Origin of the sequence: Streptomyces rhizosphaerihabitans, assembly GCF_025399795.1 — a bacterium.
GTDB classification, from domain to species: domain Bacteria; phylum Actinomycetota; class Actinomycetes; order Streptomycetales; family Streptomycetaceae; genus Streptomyces; species Streptomyces rhizosphaerihabitans.
The window spans coordinates 70,177-88,760 of sequence record NZ_JAODTZ010000010.1 but is presented as its reverse complement, the minus strand read 5'-3'; the positions used below and the strand labels follow the sequence as shown (position 1 = coordinate 88,760).

The window sequence follows — 18,584 nt, the reverse complement described above, 5'->3', positions numbered from 1 at the left end:
AGGTGCTCACTCCGCCAGCCAGGACGTGGTGAGGTCCTGCACGGCCGAGCCGTCCGCGTCGGCGAGTTCGATGCCCGTGAAACCCGCTGCCCACTCGGAGCTCCGGTAGCGGAACCCGGGCTCGTCGGCCGTCAGTGCGACGACGACGGCCTGCGCGCACTCGCGGGCGCCCTGGGCCGTGGAGAACGACTTCGCGGTGCGCTCCAGACAGGTGCCGATCACCGGCTGGTAGACACCCGTCCCGGCGACGAGGGCCTCGATGCCGCGGTCGGCGCGGACGTTGGCGACGAACTCGGTGGCCACCGCGCCGGGCTCGATCACGCTGACCGCGACGCCGAGGCGACCATCGCCGAGGAGGGCCGGGACCTCTTCGAGCGTGCTGACCGGGCCCGCCGCGAGGCCCTGGCACCCGCCCTGACGGAGAAGCTGGAGCCGGCCGGGCTGGAAGAGCCGGCCCGCATCCTCCTCAAGCTCAAGTACTGACCCGGCTCACGTCCCCGGACTCTCGCGAGAGGGTGCCGGTGCGCTCCTCCTGCCTACGGGCACTCCCCCGGGCGCCCGGCCGGTCCGGCGCGAACTGCCGGACCGGCCGGGCGCCTTGACGAGAGGTCGCGATCAGGGGCCGATGCCTAGGCGAAGGGCGTGAGGAAGTCCCGTACGGACAGGGCGTGGTCGACGATGCGGGTGTCGCCGATCCAGCCGTAGAAACCCTGCCCGAAGCCCTCGTCGAACTGGGTGGCACCGATGACGAAGGGCTTGCCGAGCGTCGCGATCCCGGTGGACGGCTGCGTCGGATTCCGGGCGATCCTCGAGCCGTCGACGTACAGCACGGTGCGGCGGCCGTCGTTGACGACGGCGACATGGGTCCAGCGGCCCACGGGGAGGACATGGCTCCAGGAAGTCGGGTCGGCGTCCTGCCGTGCCGGATAGACGACGAACTGCAGGAAACGCTCCGGCGACAGGTTGAGGCTGCAGGTGGGCTCCAGCGGGGACCAGCCGGTCGTCTTGCCCGCGTCGCCGTTGCGGCCCTCCCAGCTCAGGATGCCCATCCAGGCGTGGTCGCCCTCGAAGGGGTCGGGCAGCCGGATGAACGTCTCGATGGTGTAGCCCCGGGTGAACTTCGCGCTGTTCAGGGCGGCTTGGGCGCTCGTCGTCAGGACGGCGCCGCGGTCCGGGCTCTTGCCGCCGTCGAAGTGGAGGCTGGCACGGGCGGGTTGACCGGGATGGTGGTCCGGCGACCAGGTGAGGACGCCCGGGCCGCTCGCGTGCAGCCGGCTCACGGTCAGGTCGTTCCCGTGGCCCGTGAGGTCCGGTACGACCGTGCCGTCCGCGACGGGTGCGCCCGGCGCCGTCCCGGAGCCGTCGAAACGCCAGTACGCCACCGTGCCGTGCGGCATCACGGCGGAGGCGGGACGCGGCTTCGTCGGGACGACGGGCGCGAAGCCCTCGAAGCGCTCGTCGAAGTCGATACGCAGGCTGAACCGGTCGACAGGGCCGGTCAGTTCGATGGTCTCGGCTTCCAGCGGCGTCCGCCTCTCGGGGTCCCGGGCGAGGAACCACGGCGCGAACGTCTCGACGTCGATGACGCCCCGGACCAGGTCGAAGGAGTAGGTGCGGATCATCCCGGCACCGCCGTAGTAGCGGTCCTGATAGTTGGTGATGTGAACGTGGACATCGTTGTCGGCGTCGTTGGACAGGACCGTGCGCCCAGACGGCCAGTAGTGGCCGCCCAGGGCGAGGAAGATCTGGTCGTTGCCCCGGACGAGACCGTCCCACAGGCGTTTGCCGTTGTCCGAGAGCCGGGCCGCGCCGTCGTCGTCCGCCCATGCGATGTCGTGCGTGGTGAGCACGGCGGGAAGCGTGGGGTGGGCGTCCAGCACGCCCTGTGCCCAGCGCAGTCCCTTGGCCGACACCCTCCAGTCCAGGGCGAGCACCAGCCACTCCCGGCCGCCCGCGCGGAGCACGTGGTAGCTGTTGTAGCCGTCGGGAGAGGCGCCGCGGAAGGTGGGCATGGAGGCGTAGCGGTCGGGGCCGAACGCCGCGAGATAGGCCGTGTCGCCCCGCTGGTCGTCCGTCGAGGACGGGATGTCGTGGTTGCCCGCCAGGACGCTGTAGGGGACCTTGCCGTGGAGGGTGCGGAAGGTGTCGGCGGCGCGTCCGATCTCGTCCTCGGTGCCGTGTTCGGTGACGTCGCCGAGGTACGTCATGAAGGCGATGTTCGCCTCGGCCCGCTCCGCCACGAGGTAGCGGAAGGTCTCGCGCAGCGGGGCCGGGTCCGCGCTGTCGGCGTCGAAGAGGTACTGCGTGTCGGGAAGGACGGCCAGCGCGAAGCGCGGGCTCTCGGTGTCGAACCGGCCTCCCCGGCCGGTGGTGGCGGCCCGCGCCGGGGCCTCCTCGAACGCCACTGCCGCCGCGCCGGCCGCCGGTACGGCGACCGCGGCACGCAGCAGAGCCCGTCTGTCCGGCCCGTTCTGCTGTCCTGCCGTGCTCATGTGCCCTCCAGGTGAACGAGATTGGGGTCAAGAGGCACGGTGCTGACCGGCTGTGGCCGGGCAGTGGCAGTCAGCTGAACGACGCATTGTGTTCGCCGCACGATTGGCGCCCGGCGGGGTGACCCGGGGCGCGCGGCCCCGGTTCCGGGGCGAAGGACAGAATCACATTCACGCTCTCCGCTGCTGGAACTCCCCTTGCCTTCACAGGAGTTGATAGAACGGATCACCAACTTCCGCCCCACGTCTCCCACAAGGAGCTCGCTGTGACCGTCACCGCCGAAGACATATACGCCATGGCCCCCTACGCCAGGACGCTGGGCGTACGCTTCACCGCCCTGTCGGCAGAGGGAGTGGATGCCGAACTCGACTTCGTGCCCGAACTGTCCACCGTGGGCGGCGGGTTGCACGGTGGCGCGCTGATGGGCCTGGCCGACGTCGCCTCGGCGGTGTGCGCCGCGCTGAACGGCCCCGCGGGCGCCGTTCCCGCCACCACCACCTCCACCACCCATTTCCTGCGGCCCGTTCGCGAGGGTGCCGCGTACGCGAAGGCCCGCGTGCTGCGGGTCGGACGCGACACGGCGGTCGTGGAGTGCGACATCGAGGACGACCGGCAACAGCTCTGCACCCGGGTCACCCAGACGGTGAGCGTACGGGCACCGCGCCGCTGACCGGGGCCGGGGCGAGTGACCAGAAGCGATGCCGTAGGCCGGCAGCCGGGCCGGAAGACCCCGGCTGCCCGTCCGTTCGGACAGCGTGTCAGGCCATGGCGAGCCGGTCCACCAGCAGCTCCACCCTCGGCGCGGCGTCCTCCGGCAGCAGCCGTCCGGCCCGGGTCAGGGTCGCAAGGCCGTGCAGGGACGCCCAGAACACCTCGGTGAACAGCCCCGGGTGGACACCGTCCCCGGCGACCTCGCCCAGGCTCTCCAGCAGCGCGGCGAAGGCGTCCTTCAAGGGCTCCGGGGTGTCCTCGTGTGCGAACGCCAGACCGCCGTCGAGCTGGAAGATGGCGTCGTAGACCGCCGGATTGCGTTCGGCGAAGTCGAGGTAGGCGAGGGCGAGGGCGGTGACCCGCTCACGCGGGCCGTCCACGGTGGAGGTCGCGGCCCGCACCGCCGCGGCCAGCTCGGCAGCGCCCTCGAGGGCGACGGCGCCGATGATCTCCCGTTTGCCGCGGAAGTGACTGTAGAGGACGGGCTGGCTGTACTCGATGCGCTCGGCGAGCCGGCGGGTGGTGACCGCGTCCCAGCCCTGCCGCTCGGCGAGTTCGCGGGCCGTCGCCACGATGAGGCGCTCGCGCTCCGCCCGTTCGCGCTGCTTGCGTTCCTGTACCGACATGATTCGATCCTAGCATCGCTAGACAACGGAGCGGCAGCAGGACTAGCGTTGCCTCATCACCTAGCGGCGCTATATCCCAGGAGGGGTCATCATGCTCGATGCACTCGAGGTCGTCACCACCGTGATCGTCGGCCTGATGGTGGGGGTGGAGTTCTCTGTCGCCTTCGTCATGAACCCGATCCTCAACGCACTCCCCGAGGACAGCGGCCAACTCGGCCATGCCCACGGGGGCCGGATGCTCGGCGCCGTGATGCCGGTCTGGTACATCGGCTCGCTCGTCCTCGTCGTGGTCTGGGCCATCGCCGGATGGCACCACCACGGCACCGGCCTCGTCGTCACCGCCGGCGCGCTGCTGATGCTCAGCGTGGTCATGTCGATCCTGCTGCTCGTCCCGATCAACAACCTGAACAAGACGTGGACCCCTGACAACCGGCCCGCCGACTGGAAGCAGCAGTTGCGCCGCTGGGAACGCTTCCACTACGTCCGCGTCGCCGTCATCATCGCCGCCTTCACCCTGCTCGTCGCCGCCCTCGCCTGAGCCCGCGGGCCGAGACCGCGCAGGTGACGGCACTCCTCCACTCCGCGGGCGGTAGCCGACGATTCGCACGGATCCACACCGCCCCAGCAACCCAGGACCCCCTCCACCGGAGGTTCTGCCTCTATCGAGATCGCGACTTCGGCGAAAGCCAGGTCGTTCGAGAACCCCGGGCGTCCGCCTCCTCGAACGACCTGGCATCCCAGCAGGCCAACGGCTGGCTATCTGACAGATGCGCTACGACAGGACAGCAGGCCGCGCCTGCATCTCGTTCGCGTCGAAACGCCGATGCCTGGAAGGCCGAGCGGCCGCTCCGGGAACAGGCGGTCCGGCCGGCACGGTTGCACCGACCGAGGGACCGGCGCCGCACGGGCGGGGAACACGGAGACCACAAGGTCGTCCGCTCCAGCAGGATCCGGGCCCCACGGTCGCGGTACGCCCGCCGCGCACTCGGACCAAGACGTATTTCTGCAGGAGGACTGTTTCATGACCGACCGGCCCTTGACGCTCATGGCAGTACACGCCCACCCCGACGACGAGGCCACCGGAACCGGAGGGGTCCTCGCGCGGTACGCGGCGGAAGGCATCCGCACGGTTCTCGTGACGTGTACCGACGGCGGTTGCGGTGACGGACCGGAGGGTGTCAAGCCGGGCGATCCCGGGCACGATCCGGCGGCGGTCGCCTTGATGCGCCGTCAAGAACTTGAGGCGAGCCGTGACGTCCTGAAGGTCAGCGATCTGGAGACGCTGGACTACGCCGACTCCGGGATGACGGGCTGGCCGAGCAACGACGCCCCCGGATCCTTCTGGCGGACCCCCGTGCAGGAAGGCGCGGCCCGACTCGCGGAACTCATGCGGCACTATCGGCCTGATGTGGTCGTCACCTACGACGAGAACGGCTTCTACGGCCACCCCGACCACATCCAGGCCCACCGCATCACGATGGCGGCGCTGGAGATGACCGCGCTGACACCGAAGGTGTACTGGACCACGATGCCCCGCTCGATGATGCAGCGGTTCGGCGAGATCATGCGCGAGTTTCATGAGGACATGCCGGAGCCGGATCCTGCCGAGGCCGCCGCGATGGCCGAGATCGGCCTCCCCGACGATGAGATCACCACGTGGGTGGACACCACCGCGTTCAGCGGTCAGAAGTTCGACGCGTTGGCCGCACACGCCAGTCAGGGCGAGAACATCTTCTTCCTCAAGATGGGCAAGGAAAGGTTCGGCGAGTTGATGGGCATCGAGACCTTCGTACGTGTCCAGGACGCCACCGGCGCGGCCGTACCCGAGAGCGATCTCTTCGCCGGCCTGCGCTGATCCGCCCGTCCGACCGGCCGGGGAAGGCTCGTCGACCGCACGACAACGACCGGGCGAGGTACGGCAATCCGGGTGGGGGAACGCGGTCGACAGCGACGCCGAAGACGCAGGTGCAGTCAACGTTCTTCGAGTCGCCGAGCCACCCGGTCGCGACGAGATCTCCCTGGCGGCCTGCCTGACCGGCCAGGGAGCCGCATTCATACAGCGTGTTCCTAACCGTTCGGGCGGAGCGTCCAGATCACGGTCATCTCGCCGGTCACGGCGCCGTCAGCTCGCTGGATGGCGATGGCGACGGGGAACTCGGGGCGCTGACCGGCGTCGAGTTCGGCGACGACGTCGGCAGCGGGCCGTCCGAGCGTCGCGGTGGCCGTGACGGGGCCCATCGCGAGCTTCTTGTACGCGATCTCGGCGCTGACCGCGAGCGGTACGGCGCGGGAGAGCTGGTCCCCGAAGGCGGCGAGAACGATCGCCCCACTCGCCGACTCCCCCAGCGTGAACATGGCCCCGGCGTGCGGTCCGCCGACGTGGTTGTGGAAGTCGCCCTGGTCCGGGAGAGCCACGACGGCCTTCTCCGGAGTGGTCTCCACGAAATCGAGGTTCAAGGTCCGGGCCATCGGCACGGTCGCGGCGAGCATCTCGCCGATCGTCATCTGGTCTGCGCTCATACCGCGATGTTACCCATGGGTAGCAATTCTTGACCAGCCCGGACGCCTGACGCCGAAGTCGATCAGCGGTACAGGCGGAGACGCACTCCGGTACAGGCCTGACGAAACGCGGTGACAGAAACGTTTCACAGACGCCACTAACGTGACTGCCCATGTGGCCAGGACAGCAGCCGCCCGGAGGCGAGCAGAACCCGCAGGACCAGAACCCGTACCAGCAGCCGGGGTACCAGCAGCCGAACCCCTATCAGCAGCCCGGATACCAGCAGCCCGGGTATCCGCAGCAGCCGGGCCCGTACGGACCGCAGCCAGGACAGCCTCAGTGGGGCGCACCGGCTCCCGCGGGCGCGCCCGAGCCGCCGCGCGGGAACGGCAACCGGACGAAGGTGATCGCGATCGTGGCGGCCGGCGCCGTGGTCGTGGCCGCCGGGGTGACGGGCGCGCTCCTGCTCGGCGGGAGCAAGGACGACAAGGCCGACGGCGGCGACAGCGGCAAGGACGCGAACCCCACGACGAGCGCCCCGAAGGACCCGAGCGGGTCGCCCTCCGACGGCGACCCGCGCGGCGGTGCGGGCGAGCAGCCGACGGTCGCCGGCTGGAAGGTCGTCGTCAATCCCAAGTGGGGAACGGCCTTCGACGTCCCCGCGAACTGGGAGGTGGCCTCGCCGGGCACCTCGATCGGATTCGAGAAGGACAACGCGAAAGCCGACGACAAACCGCTGATCGTGATGTCGGCGCCCGCGTACTTCAAGTCCAAGTGGTGTTCGTCCGACGACGACAGGGACGGCCGTACGGAGGACACCGCGCTCGGCGCCGCGGGCACCAAGGGCGCGAGCGGAGCGAAGAGCACCGACGAGGTCGCCGTGAACCAGGTCCCCTGGTGGGTGTTCGGCGGCTACACCCAGCCGGACAAGAAGAGCCTCACCTTCGACGAGAAGGCCAAGCCGTACACCACGAAATCGGGCGTCACGGGCAGCATCGCCTGGGCCAGGTCCAAGAACACTCCCCGGAAGGGCAAGTGCGCGAGCGACGGCAAGGCCATCACGTTCGGGTTCAAGAACTCGGTGGGCGACTACGTGGCGTGGAACCTTTACGGAGCCACCGGCGTGAAGGACGAGATCCCCGACGCGACCATCCTGAAGATCCTGAGCACCGTACGTCTGCACGGCGACCCGACGGGATCCTGAATCGGATCGGACGGAGTCCCGAGCCGGGATCAATGGGACAAGTGGCCTGGCGGCACGGTCGTTTCGGGGACCGCCATGGCACTCGGGTCACAAGCCCCTCTATCGTTACCGGCCATGTGGCCAGGACAGCAGCCGCCCGGGGGCGAGCAGAACCCGCAGGACCAGAACCCGTACCAGCAGCCGGGGTACCAGCAGCCGAATCCGTACCAGCAGCCCGGATACCAGCAGCCGGGGTATCCGCAGCAGCCGGGCCCGTACGGACCGCAGCCGGGACAGCCTCAGTGGGGAGCCCCGTCGGACCCCCTCGGCGCGCCCCAGGCACCCGGCGGCGGTGGCGGTGGCGGTGGCGGTGGCGGCAACAAGACGAAGATCACCGCGATCGTCGCGGCCTCGGTGGTCGTGATCGCCGCCGGAGTCACCGGATTCCTCGTCCTGGGCGGTGGCGGCAAGGACGACAAGGCGGGCGCCGACACGTCCAAGTCCCCGAAGGCGTCGGCCGCCACGTCGCCGAGCGCGAGCGCGAGCGGGAGCGACGGCAACCCGCGCGGCGGCGACGAGGAGAAGGCGACGATCGCCGGCTGGAAGGTGGTCGTGAACCCCAAGTGGGGCACCGCCTTCGACGTACCGGCGGACTGGGATGTCAAGACGCCCGGCACCTTCATCGGCTTCGAGGACGACAAGAAGGGCGACGGCTCCGTACTCATCGGCATGTCCGCGCCCGCGTTCCTCAAGGAGAAGTGGTGCACGTCGGACGACGACAAGGACGGCAACACGAGCGACTCGGCACTGGCCGCCGCAGGCACCAAGGGCCAGAGCGGTGCGAAGAACACCGACGACGTGGCGCGCAATGATTCCGCGTGGTGGGTCTTCGGCGGCTACACGGACCAGAAGGACGCCTCGAAGAAGCTGCTGAAGATCGGCAAGCCCCAGGCGTACACCACGGCTTCGGGAGTCAAGGGCAGCGTCGCGACGACGTACTCCTCGGGCGTCGCCAAGAAGGACAAGTGCGACTCCGACGGCAAGGCGATCACGTTCGCCTTCAAGAACTCGGCGGGCGACTTCGTGTCCTGGACGCTCTATGGCGCCAAGGGCGTCTCGGAGGAGATCCCGAACGCGACCGTGCAGAAGATCCTCAGCACGGTACGGCTGCACGGCGACCCGACAGGTTCCTGAGCCCGGAGACCGAAGCGCGGGGCTTCGAGCCTCCTGACCACCTTCAAGGAGGGTGAGCCGGGGTGCGAAGCCCCCGACGGGGTGGAGCGTGCAGCCGCCGCGTGCTCGGTACGACGGATCGCCCAGTCGATGAGTCCGGTCAGTCCGGTCAGTTCGGTCACCAGGGCACGGATGCGCCGCTCGATCTCGTCCCGGATCGGCCGGACCGCGGCGACGCCCTGTCCGGCCGGGTCGTCGAGTTGCCGGTCGAGGTACCGCTTGCCCGGGAAGACCGGGCGTGCGTCCGGCGGGGGTGATCGCAAGGGTCCCGCCGGTCACGGGGCGGCGGGACCCGTGGAGCCGGCCTTCGGCCGGACGCCCGCGCCGTGGGCTGCGGGACACTGGCCCACTCCCACTGGCCCCGGCGGTCCCGGCGGCGGTGTCGTGCGTCCCGGATGTCCGGAAACCCGACGCGGCGGACCGGGCGGCGCAACAGAGCGCTGCCGCTCCAGTGTCCGACGCGCGGGGCACGCGTCACGCGCGGGGGCACGCGTCAGCCGATGCCGAAGGATCCGCCGGGCGGCTCGGGCGACGGAACCGCGTTCTCGTCGCGCACCGGAGCGGCCCCGCCGATGAAGTCCCTTAGCCCTGGGCCGTGTTCGACCCGTGCCGGAAAGGCGTCAGCGGCGGTGCGACGGGCCAGGGCGGCCATGTCGAGCGGGCGGTGGGAGGCCACGAGCACCGCGTTGCCGAAGCGCCGACCGCGCAGGACGCCGGGTTCGGCGATGAGGGCGATCTCCTCGAACACCGTGGAGAACGTGGCGAGTTGGGAGCGGAGAAAGGCGAAGGGCGCCGCGTCCGCGAGGTTGGCGAGGTAGACACCGCCCGGCCGCAGCACGCGTTCGGCGGCGTCGGCGTAGGCGGTCGACGTCAGGTGCGCCGGTACGCGCGAGCCGCCGAAGACATCCGCGATCAGGATGTCCGTGGAGTCGGGGGCCGCGGCTTCGATCCAGGTTCGGGCATCGGCGCAGTGCACCTCGATGCCGACGCCGCCGGGCACCGGCAGACAGTCGCCGATCATGGCCAGCAGGCCCTGGTCCGCCTCCACCACGTCCTGCCGCGAACCGGGCCGGGTGGCCGCGACGTAGCGGGGCAGCGTGAGCGCCCCGCCGCCGAGGTGCAGCACGTCCAGGGCGCGCCCCGGTTCCGTCACCGTGTCCAGTACATGCCCAAGGCGCCGGGTGTACTCGAACTCCAGATGCGTCGGCTCGTCCAGATCGACGTACGACTGGGGTGCGCCGTCCACGGTCAGCAGCCACGCCCGCGCACGGTCCACGTCGGGCATCAGCTTGGCGGTCCCGTGATCCACGGCCCGCGTCACGGGTATCGGCTCGTCCACGGGTCCATTGTGCGGCACCGGCAACACCACGAACGGGTGCCCGCCCTGTCATGGCGGGCACCCTCGTCGCCGTACCGGCCGGACGCCGGCCGACCGAAGTACCGGGCCGGACGTCAACCGACCGAGGTACCGGCCGGACGTCAGCCGACCGACGTCACCGTCCCGGCGCCGACCGTCCGGCCGCCCTCGCGGATCGCGAAGCCGAGGCCCGGCTCGAGCGGCACCTCGCGGCCGAGCTCGACCGTCATGATGACGGTGTCGCCGGGCCGGGCGACGGCCCGCTCGCCGAGGTCGACGTCGCCGACCACGTCCGCGGTCCGGATGTAGAACTGCGGCCGGTACCCGGTGGAGACCGCTGTCGTACGGCCGCCCTCGCGCGTCGACAGGACGTACACCCGCGCCGTGAAACGGCTGCTGGGTACGACACTGCCGGGCGCGGCGACGATGTGTCCGCGGCGGACCGCGTCGCGGGGCACACCGCGCAGCAGCAGCGCCACGTTGTCGCCGGCCTGCGCCTCCTCCATGGGCTTGCCGAAGGTCTCCAGGCCGGTGACCACCGTGTCGACGCCCGCGCCCAGCACCTCGACGCGGTCGCCGATGCGGATCGTGCCGCGCTCCACGGCTCCGGTGACGACCGTTCCGCGTCCGGTGATGGTGAGCACGTTCTCGACGGGCATCAGGAACGGCGCGTCGAGATAGCGCTCGGGCATCGGCACGTAGGTGTCCACCGCGTCGAGCAGCGCGTCGATCGCCGCGGTCCAACGGGGGTCCCCCTCAAGGGCCTTGAGGCCGGACACCCGCACGACGGGTACCGAGTCGCCCCCGTATCCCTGCGCGGAGAGCAGCTCGCGGACCTCCAGCTCCACGAGGTCGGCGAGCTCCTCGTCCGCCATGTCGGCCTTGTTGAGGGCGACGACGATGTGGTCGACACCCACCTGCCTGGCGAGCAGCACGTGTTCGGCGGTCTGCGGCATGATCCCGTCGAGCGCGGACACGACGAGGATGGCCCCGTCGAGCTGGGCCGCGCCGGTGACCATGTTCTTGACGTAGTCGGCGTGGCCCGGCATGTCCACGTGCGCGTAGTGCCGGGTGTCGGTCTCGTACTCGACGTGCGCGATGTTGATGGTGATGCCGCGGGCGGCCTCCTCCGGCGCGCGGTCGATCCGGTCGAACGGAACGAAGGTGCCGGATCCCCGCTCGGCGAGGACCTTGGTGATGGCGGCGGTCAGAGTGGTCTTGCCGTGGTCGACGTGACCCATGGTGCCGATGTTCAGGTGCGGTTTGGTGCGCACGTAAGCCGTCTTGGGCATGGCTGTACCTCGAAGCCTCTTCGGTGTCAGCGGAGCTGAGTGATGGCCCCGGCGCGTACGGGCCGGGACGGGGACCCCCAGGAGTTACCGACCCTCCCCCTGCGGGGTCCGCCGGACAATCCGGGAAGGGTCAGCTTCGGGCGCCGTCGACGGCTGCCGTGATGATCGGGACGGCAGCCTTCGGGGCATCCGCGACTGCGGATGCTGCGAGGAGGAAGGCGTACCGGAACATGGGGAGATCATTGCCGACGCGTCTGCCCACGTCGAATGGTTTTCGGTGCCCCGTGGCCCGGTGTGGTGCGGACGGTGCGAGCGGTGCGTCGTGAGCCGGGGGATGCGAGGGCAGCCCGCGGTCTCAGGGGCCGATGTTCTTGAGGGCCTCGCGCACGGACAGCGGCGCGAGCCTCGCCCGCTCCGCGGCGACGAAGTCCCGTACCGCCCGCGGGTCGGTCTTGGCGTATTCGCGCAGACACCATCCGATGGCTTTGCGGATGAAGAAGTCGGGATGGCCCGACTGACGGACGCAGTACGCGAAGAGGCGCCCCGTGTCGGTGGCCTCCTTGTGGCGGAGCTGATGGAGCAGCGCAGTACGGGCGACCCACAGATCGTCGTCCTCGATCCAGGCGTCCATGTCGGTGCGCAGTCGCGGGTCGGCGGCCACCAGGCCTCCCACCACATGCGCGGCGAGCGCGTCGACGGTGTCCCACCACGACACGGTGGAGACCAGGTGCCGCGCGACCGGCAGGAACCCCGACGACAGTCGCGTCACGTGGCGGCGCAGGTAGTCGACGGCGAAGTACCGGTACTCGCGTTCCGGCAGTCGCCAGCAGCGCAGCGCGATCGCCGTGCAGTCCGCCTCGTCGGGACGGTCCGTCTCCAGGAGCACGGTGCGGGACAGGGCCCGGCGCTCCGGGGTCGTCAGCCCGAGGAAGGGGGCGATGTCCTTCATGTACGCACGCATCGACGCGGCCCGGTGAGGGTCCGCGGCCGCCGGATAGAGGGTGGTGAGCCGTTCCAGGACGGTGTCCGCGAGCACACTGTCCGGCACCTCGAACCGCGCGCCTGACGTTCCGGAAGCTGTGACGCCCATGAGACGAACCATACGGCGATCACATACGTGCGTCGGCTACTGTCACCGGATGCTCGATGCCACCACCCGCTCTGGGGGCACCGCCACGGCCACTCCCCAGGCCGCCGCCACGGAGCTCGCCGTCGCCACCGACCTGGTCGTCGCCTCGGAGACCGCCGTCGCCGCACCCGCGGTCCTGACCGCCGCACGCACCGGCCTGGGCGCTCGCTGTCTGAGAGCACTGCTCTCGCCGTGGTCGCGGCTCTCCCTGCTGGTCGTGCTGCTCGCGGCCGCCGCGTCGAGCGTGCTGCTCTTCGACCCGCAGCGGCTGCTCGCCGACGGCTGGCCGCCCCAGCTCGGCGGCACCGCGGCGGCCGTCGCGTTCGCCATGGCGTACGGGCTGTGCACGGTCGCGTTCGTGCCCCGCCCCCTGCTCAATCTGGCGGCCGGCGCTCTGTTCGGCTCGCAACTGGGCCTGGGCACCGCGCTGGTGGGCACGGTGCTCGGCGCCGGTGTCGCCTTCGGGCTCGGCAGGATCCTCGGGCAGGACGCGCTGCGGTCGCTGCTGCGGGCCCGCTGGCTGAAGGCGGCGGACGGCCAGCTCAGCCGACACGGCTTCCGCTCGATGATGGTGGCCCGGCTGTTCCCCGGCGTGCCGTTCTGGGCCGCCAACTACTGCGCGGCCGTCTCCCGCATGGGCTGGCTGCCCTTCCTGGTCGCGACGGCGCTCGGTTCGATCCCGAACACCGCCGCGTACGCCGTCGCCGGCGCCCGTGCGTCTTCGCCGACCTCCCCGGCCTTCCTGATCGCGATGGCCTTGATCACGGTCCCCGCCCTGGTCGGAACGGTGGTGGCCTGGCGCAAGCGCCACCATCTGCGCGGTCACTGAGTCACGCCGGCGCCACCGGCGTACAGCCCGGAATCCGCGGTCGCACGGGCCCGAGACTCTCAGAATCCGTGTCGATTCAGAATCCGTGCCGATACGGACCCGAGGCTTCCAGGATCTGCGGTCCACGTGCGCGCGGCCTCCGGAATCCGCGGTCGCTACGGGCGTACGGCCTCCAGGATCATCGCGTTGGCCAGTCCGCCCGCCTCGCACATCGTCTGCAGGGCGTAGCGGGCCCCACGGGCGCGCATCGCGTGCACGAGGGTCGTGGTGAGGCGGGTGCCGCTCGCGCCGAGCGGATGGCCGATCGCGATCGCTCCCCCGTGCACGTTGACCTTGGACAGGTCGGCGCCCGTCTCCTGCTGCCAGGCCAGGACGACGGCCGCGAAGGCCTCGTTCACCTCGAAGAGGTCGATGTCGCCGAGGTCCAGCCCGGCCTTGCGCAGCACCTTCTCGGTGGCCGGGATGACGCCGGTGAGCATCAGCAGCGGGTCCGAACCGGTGACGGCGAAACTGTGCAGACGGGCGATGGGACGCAGTCCTAGGCGGGCGGCGGTCTCGCTCGACGTGATGAGCACGGCGGACGCGCCGTCGTTGACCGGGCTCGCGTTCCCGGCCGTGACCGACCAGTCGATCTGCGGGAAGCGTTCGCCGAAGGCGGGGTCGTAGTAGGCGGGCTTCAGTCCGGCGAGTATCTCGGGGGTGCTGCCGGGGCGGACACTCTCGTCCCGGGTGACGCCCTCCAGGGGCGCGACCTCGGCGTCGAACAGACCACTGCTCCACGCCAGTGCCGCCTTCTGGTGCGAGCCGACGGCGAAGGTGTCCATCCGCTCACGGGTGATACCCCACTTGGCGGCGATGAGCTCGGCACTGATGCCCTGCGGCACCAGACCCTCGGGGTAGCGCTCGGCGACCCCGGGTCCGAAGGGGTCCGTGCCGGCCGGCACGTTGGACCACATCGGCACCCGGCTCATCGACTCCACGCCGCAGGCCACGACCATGTCGTACGCCCCCGACATGACGCCCTGGGCGGCGAAGTGCACGGCCTGCTGGGACGAGCCGCACTGGCGGTCCACGGTGGTCGCGGGGACCGTCTCGGGGAATCCCGCGGACAGCACGGCGTACCGGGTGGTGTTCATGGCCTGCTCGCCGACCTGGTCGACGGTGCCGCCGATGACGTCGTCGATCAGTGCCGGGTCGACCCCGGAGCGCTCGACGAGCGCGCGGAGGGTGTGGGCGAGGAGTTCCACGGGGTGGACGTGGGCGAAGGAGCCGTTCGGCTTGCCCTTGCCCACGGGGGTGCGTACGGCTTCGACGATCACGGCGTCACGCATGGGATGCCTCTCAGGTCTCTGAGGTCGGGAACCGGCGACCGGACGGGTCCGGCCCCTGAACCCGGTGAGTTTGATTTTCCAACTCTCCAAGTGACCCAAGAGTAACCCAGCGAGTTGGAACATCCAACCCACCCTCGTAGACTGACCGCATGAAAGACCCCCGCCCCTGCTCGATCGCCGCGACACTTGCCGTCGTCGGCGAGAAGTACTCGCTGCTGGTCCTGCGCGAGGTGTCTCTCGGAGCCACACGCTTCGACCAGCTCGTACGCAACACCGGCGCCCCTCGCGACGTGCTGACGACCCGGCTGAAGCGCCTCGTCGACGCCGGGCTGCTGGAGAAGGCGGAGTACAGCGACCGCCCCAGGCGCTACGAATACCGGCCGACACGGGCGGGGCTCGAACTGGAGCCCGTCCTGCTGACACTCATGGCCTGGGGTGACCGGCATCTCCAGGAGGGCGGCTTCCGGCCCATGGTCCTGGAGCACGCCTGCGGCCACGAACTGGTCCCCCAGGTGGTGTGCCGGGAATGCGGAGAGCAGGTCGAACACGAGGCCCTCACGGCCCACCCCCAGGCCCCGGGCTGGACGGTGACGGGGCCCGCGGCGGCGTAGCCGCTGACACGGGGGACGCGCACAGGCTCAGGCGCAGGTGCGGGCACAGGTGTAGGCAGCGGGCAGCGGGCAGCGGGCAGCGGGCAGCGGGCAGCGGGCAGCGGGCGACAGTACGACCTAGTCGGCCGCCTCGTAGACGTCGAGCCGTCCGCACATGCCGAACCGGCCCCGCGCGGAAGGCTGTTCGGCTCGCACGACGGCCCCGGCCAGGTGCGACGCGTCCCCCCGTTCCAGTCGGTCGAGCTGGTCCCCCGTCTCCGCGGCGGCGGCCTCGGCGCCGCGCCGCCATCGTTCGCGCCACTCCGCGAGGCGCGGCCGCACCAGGGCCGCGGCGGCCCGGTGGAACGCCGCGAGGGGCGCGGGTCCGTCCGCGTCGCGCAATGCGCGGTACCCCTCCAGGGCGAGATCGCGCCGGGCGCGGGCGAAGCGCGCCTGCTCACCCTCGGGCGCCTCCGCCGGGACGACGGTGGCCGCCGCGTAGGTCCCGGGATCGGTCAGGTACTCCGGGGGCAGCGTCATGACCGCGTCGCCCGCCTCCGGCAGACCGTTGTTCTGCATGAGCACGGTGATGCGCAGGTCGCGCTCGTTGACCAGCCGGTGGATCGTGCCCGGGGTGAACCAGGCGACCGTGCCGGACACGAGTGGCGTCACCTCGTACCCCGATGCCGTCAGCGTCTGGACCGAGCCGCGCCCGCCGGTGACGACGTACGCCTCCGAACAGGTCAGGTGGAGATGGGGAGTTCCGCCGCACACGCCGTCGACCGCGGGCCAGTCGTACACCCGCAGATGCGACACGGCGACGGCTCCCGGGAGCCCGGGGAAACCGGGAGTCAGGGCGTTCACCAGGGGTGCTCCGCAAGGTACTTGACGACGTCCTCGCGTTCCCAGGCCCCCTCGGCGACGACCACCCGGTAGCGGCGGGTGAGCGTGGCGCCGGGCGCGAGTTCCAGTTCGTCGAAGAAGGCCAGGGACGGGGCGACCGCGGCGAAGGGTTCGTTGCGTACGAACCAGTGGGCCGGGTGGGCGCCCCGCGACCCGGCGTGGTCGTTCTCGGGCGCGTGCGCGAAGACGAGAGTGGCGTGGCCGTCGGAGCCGTCGTGCTCCGCCGAGTAGGCGAGCCAGGGTGCCTGGCTCCCCATCAGCCCGGGTCCTTCGGAGTCCGGTCCGATGACCAGCCCGTCCCGGAAGGCGCGCGGTCCGCGCCAGAACAGGCCCGTATAGCCGGCCATCTCGCGCCCCGCGGTCGTCGGACTGCCGAAGCGCAGAGGCTCCTCGCGGCGGTTGGTGACCGCTGAGCTCCAGGTCAGCGCCCAGGAGCCCGCCCCGGGATCGACGTCGTGGACCTCGACGCGGCGCTCCTCGTCGGCCCACAGCTCACCACCGTAGGGATGCCACGTGAGCCGCTCGGAGATGACCGCCCTGCCGCTCTCCGCGGCGACCTCCCCGAAGGCGACATGCGCCATCGACCCGACGCGCTCCGGGAGTTCGAGATATCCCTGTCCGTGGACATAGGTGTTGCCGCCCCACAGGTTCTGGCCGGAGAGGTGCGAGGCCGTCATCTGAAGGCCCTTGTGCCAGCGGTGGTCGTTCGGGCGGTAGTCCGTGACGACGTTGCCGGACAGCGTCCGCAGCGGATGCAGATACGGCTTCGGGGACTCCCAGGCGGCCTCGGGACGGTAGACATAGTTCAACAGCTCGACACCGGTGGAGACTTCGCTGATCGCGATCCGCTCCCCGTGCGTGTGGACGATCCGCAGGCCGGACCCCGGGACCTCGCTCATGCCCGGGCCTCCGCACGTGCCTCCGTGGGCGCCTCGGGCGCCGCCGCCTCGGGCCCGGCGGGTGCCCAGCCGGGCGCGCCGCCGTGCAGTGCCGTGTAGTACGGGTCTCCCGGGCCGATCTCCCCCGCGTGGACGGTCGTGTCCGTGAACGCCGACTTGTAGAGGGCGGTGATCAGTTCCAGACTGGTCCGCCCGTCGGCACCGCTGCTGCGCGGCCGTTCGCCCGCCCGCATGCTCGCGACGAGGTCCCGCAGCTGCGCGAGGTGCGAACTGGGCACGTCCGCGCCGAAATCCCGCCAGGCCGCGACGTCCGCCTCCGGGACATCGGGCGCGGGAGTGATCCGCCAGTTGTCGTTGCTGTGGCCGTACAGATGGGTCAGTTCGACGGTGGCACGTTCGCAGTCGACGCGGATGCGGCTGACCTCGTCGGGGCTCAGGACGCTGTTGACGACGGTCGCCAGGGCGCCGTTCGCGAAGCGGACCAGGGCGGTCGAGACATCCTCCGTCTCCACGTCGTGCACCAGACGACCGGCCATCGCGCGCACCTCCGTCCACGGTCCCAGCAGGTCCAGCAGCAGATCCATCTGGTGGATGCCGTGCCCCATCGCGGGGCCGCCGCCCTCGGTCGCCCAGCGGCCGCGCCAGGGGACGGCGTAGTAGTCGGCGTCGCGGTACCAGGTGGTCTGGCAGTGCGCGACGAGCGGCCGGCCCATGGCCCGCTCGTCGATCAGGCGCCGTACATGCCGGGCGCCCGAGCCGAAGCGGTGCTGGAAGACGATCGCGGCGTACGGCCCGCCGTCCGTGCCCTCCGCCGCCTCGACGGCGTCGAAGTCGGCGAGCGTCGGCACGGGCGGTTTCTCGCACCACACCCACGCGCCCGCACGCAACGCGGCGACGGCCTGCTCCCGGTGCAGCGTGGGCGGGGTGCAGACGGCGACCAGATCGGGCCGCCGTTCCTCGAGCATCCGCTCCAGATCGGTGTACGCGTGCGGAATGCCCGCCTCGCCGCAGAACTCCCGGACAGCACCCTCGGCGATGTCCACGGCGGCGACGATCTCCGTCTCGCCCTCCTCCGCCAGCCGGGCGAGTGCGGGGTGATGACTCCCGCGCGCGATGGCGCCCGCGCCGACGACGGCGACCCTGATGCGGCGACCGTCGAGGGGGTGTTCGCGGCGCGGTTCGTAGAAGCCTGGGGGTCGGCTGCGGTACGGAATACGGTCATCTACCTGATCAGCGCTCCATCGGACGTGATGTCAGACGTCGGCCGGCGCATGGTGCCACCGGACGGACGCGTACCGCCGAACGGACGCGAGCCGGTGACAGCAAGCGCTTTCCCTGCCGCTGCAACGTACGCGGCGGCCGGGCGGCCGGTCAACACCCCGGTCACCGCGCGGTCACCCCCGCAGCCCCCCGCGGCCGGGCCCTCGCACGCGGAGGTTAGGCTGCCCTCAGCGCCCGTGATCACCCCGCACCGCGATCCGGCGCGCCCATCTCCGGCGCTTCGGCTCCGC

The 18,584-nt window shown here is 70.9% G+C and carries 18 protein-coding genes and 1 pseudogene; 7 read left to right on the top strand and 12 right to left on the bottom strand.

Features of this window, described 5'->3' with window-relative positions; genetic code table 11:
• Positions 1-6 precede the first annotated feature (6 nt).
• Both N4G66_RS12770 and N4G66_RS12765 read right to left on the bottom strand, forming a co-directional pair.
• On the bottom strand, positions 7-321 hold the full coding sequence (locus N4G66_RS12770; RefSeq protein WP_261704168.1) for a hypothetical protein: 315 nt from the start codon (positions 319-321) through the stop codon (positions 7-9).
• A 308-nt stretch (positions 322-629) separates the two neighbouring features.
• Positions 630-2,492, bottom strand: a complete 1,863-nt coding sequence (locus N4G66_RS12765) for a LamG-like jellyroll fold domain-containing protein (RefSeq protein WP_261704167.1) — start codon at positions 2,490-2,492, stop codon at positions 630-632.
• 263 nt (positions 2,493-2,755) lie between these two features.
• Between N4G66_RS12765 and N4G66_RS12760 the strand changes: the two genes are divergently transcribed.
• Positions 2,756-3,160 (top strand): PaaI family thioesterase, encoded by a 405-nt coding sequence (locus N4G66_RS12760; RefSeq protein ID WP_261704166.1) that lies wholly within the window; start codon positions 2,756-2,758, stop codon positions 3,158-3,160.
• An 88-nt stretch (positions 3,161-3,248) separates the two neighbouring features.
• On the opposite strand, the gene N4G66_RS12755 is transcribed toward N4G66_RS12760, so the two are convergent.
• A complete protein-coding gene (locus tag N4G66_RS12755) occupies positions 3,249-3,827 on the bottom strand; it encodes a TetR/AcrR family transcriptional regulator (RefSeq protein ID WP_261704165.1) in 579 nt (192 codons plus the stop codon).
• A gap of 91 nt (positions 3,828-3,918) precedes the next feature.
• Here N4G66_RS12755 and N4G66_RS12750 point away from each other — a divergent pair, with 91 nt between their 5' ends.
• Positions 3,919-4,365: a DUF1772 domain-containing protein gene (locus N4G66_RS12750; protein WP_261704164.1), complete on the top strand. Its 447-nt coding sequence runs from the start codon at positions 3,919-3,921 to the stop codon at positions 4,363-4,365.
• Positions 4,366-4,848: 483 nt separating this feature from the next.
• Positions 4,849-5,682, top strand: a complete 834-nt coding sequence (locus N4G66_RS12745) for a PIG-L family deacetylase (RefSeq protein ID WP_261704163.1) — start codon at positions 4,849-4,851, stop codon at positions 5,680-5,682.
• Between the two features lie 212 nt (positions 5,683-5,894).
• Here the strand turns inward: N4G66_RS12745 and N4G66_RS12740 are convergent, their stop codons facing one another.
• Positions 5,895-6,347, bottom strand: coding sequence for a DUF4442 domain-containing protein (locus N4G66_RS12740; RefSeq protein WP_261704162.1), 453 nt, complete (start codon positions 6,345-6,347; stop codon positions 5,895-5,897).
• Between the two features lie 152 nt (positions 6,348-6,499).
• Here N4G66_RS12740 and N4G66_RS12735 point away from each other — a divergent pair, with 152 nt between their 5' ends.
• Entirely contained in the window at positions 6,500-7,531 is a 1,032-nt protein-coding gene (locus tag N4G66_RS12735) for a DUF2076 domain-containing protein (RefSeq protein ID WP_261704161.1), read from the top strand.
• 114 nt (positions 7,532-7,645) lie between these two features.
• Positions 7,646-8,704, top strand: coding sequence for a hypothetical protein (locus N4G66_RS12730; protein ID WP_261704160.1), 1,059 nt, complete (start codon positions 7,646-7,648; stop codon positions 8,702-8,704).
• Positions 8,705-8,853: 149 nt separating this feature from the next.
• Here the strand turns inward: N4G66_RS12730 and N4G66_RS12725 are convergent.
• The 4 genes and pseudogenes from N4G66_RS12725 to N4G66_RS12710 all read right to left on the bottom strand — a co-directional run.
• Positions 8,854-8,988: pseudogene (locus N4G66_RS12725) on the bottom strand (phosphotyrosine protein phosphatase); the annotation flags it as partial.
• A gap of 248 nt (positions 8,989-9,236) precedes the next feature.
• Entirely contained in the window at positions 9,237-10,082 is an 846-nt protein-coding gene (locus N4G66_RS12720) for a spermidine synthase (RefSeq protein WP_261704159.1), read from the bottom strand.
• 140 nt (positions 10,083-10,222) lie between these two features.
• The gene (gene tuf, locus N4G66_RS12715; protein ID WP_261704158.1) at positions 10,223-11,392 is read right to left on the bottom strand and encodes an elongation factor Tu; all 1,170 of its coding nucleotides are present in this window, start codon (positions 11,390-11,392) and stop codon (positions 10,223-10,225) included.
• A 355-nt stretch (positions 11,393-11,747) separates the two neighbouring features.
• On the bottom strand, positions 11,748-12,482 hold the full coding sequence (locus tag N4G66_RS12710; RefSeq protein WP_261704157.1) for a DNA alkylation repair protein: 735 nt from the start codon (positions 12,480-12,482) through the stop codon (positions 11,748-11,750).
• Between the two features lie 49 nt (positions 12,483-12,531).
• Between N4G66_RS12710 and N4G66_RS12705 the strand changes: the two genes are divergently transcribed.
• Positions 12,532-13,350, top strand: coding sequence for a TVP38/TMEM64 family protein (locus N4G66_RS12705; protein ID WP_261704156.1), 819 nt, complete (start codon positions 12,532-12,534; stop codon positions 13,348-13,350).
• Between the two features lie 155 nt (positions 13,351-13,505).
• Here N4G66_RS12705 and N4G66_RS12700 read toward each other — a convergent pair whose 3' ends face one another.
• The gene (locus tag N4G66_RS12700) at positions 13,506-14,681 is read right to left on the bottom strand and encodes a thiolase family protein (protein ID WP_261704155.1); all 1,176 of its coding nucleotides are present in this window, start codon (positions 14,679-14,681) and stop codon (positions 13,506-13,508) included.
• 149 nt (positions 14,682-14,830) lie between these two features.
• On the opposite strand from N4G66_RS12700, the gene N4G66_RS12695 reads away from it, so the two are divergent.
• Positions 14,831-15,292: a winged helix-turn-helix transcriptional regulator gene (locus N4G66_RS12695; protein ID WP_261704154.1), complete on the top strand. Its 462-nt coding sequence runs from the start codon at positions 14,831-14,833 to the stop codon at positions 15,290-15,292.
• A 117-nt stretch (positions 15,293-15,409) separates the two neighbouring features.
• Here N4G66_RS12695 and N4G66_RS12690 read toward each other — a convergent pair whose 3' ends face one another.
• The 3 genes from N4G66_RS12690 to N4G66_RS12680 are packed head-to-tail and all read right to left on the bottom strand — an operon-like array spanning position 15,410 to position 18,287.
• Positions 15,410-16,126, bottom strand: a complete 717-nt coding sequence (locus N4G66_RS12690) for a cupin domain-containing protein (protein ID WP_261704294.1) — start codon at positions 16,124-16,126, stop codon at positions 15,410-15,412.
• 5 nt (positions 16,127-16,131) lie between these two features.
• Positions 16,132-17,073, bottom strand: coding sequence for a DUF6807 domain-containing protein (locus N4G66_RS12685; RefSeq protein WP_261704153.1), 942 nt, complete (start codon positions 17,071-17,073; stop codon positions 16,132-16,134).
• A complete protein-coding gene (locus tag N4G66_RS12680) occupies positions 17,070-18,287 on the bottom strand; it encodes a Gfo/Idh/MocA family protein (RefSeq protein ID WP_261704293.1) in 1,218 nt (405 codons plus the stop codon). The genes N4G66_RS12685 and N4G66_RS12680 overlap by 4 nt, the downstream gene beginning before the upstream one ends.
• Positions 18,288-18,584 lie beyond the last annotated feature (297 nt).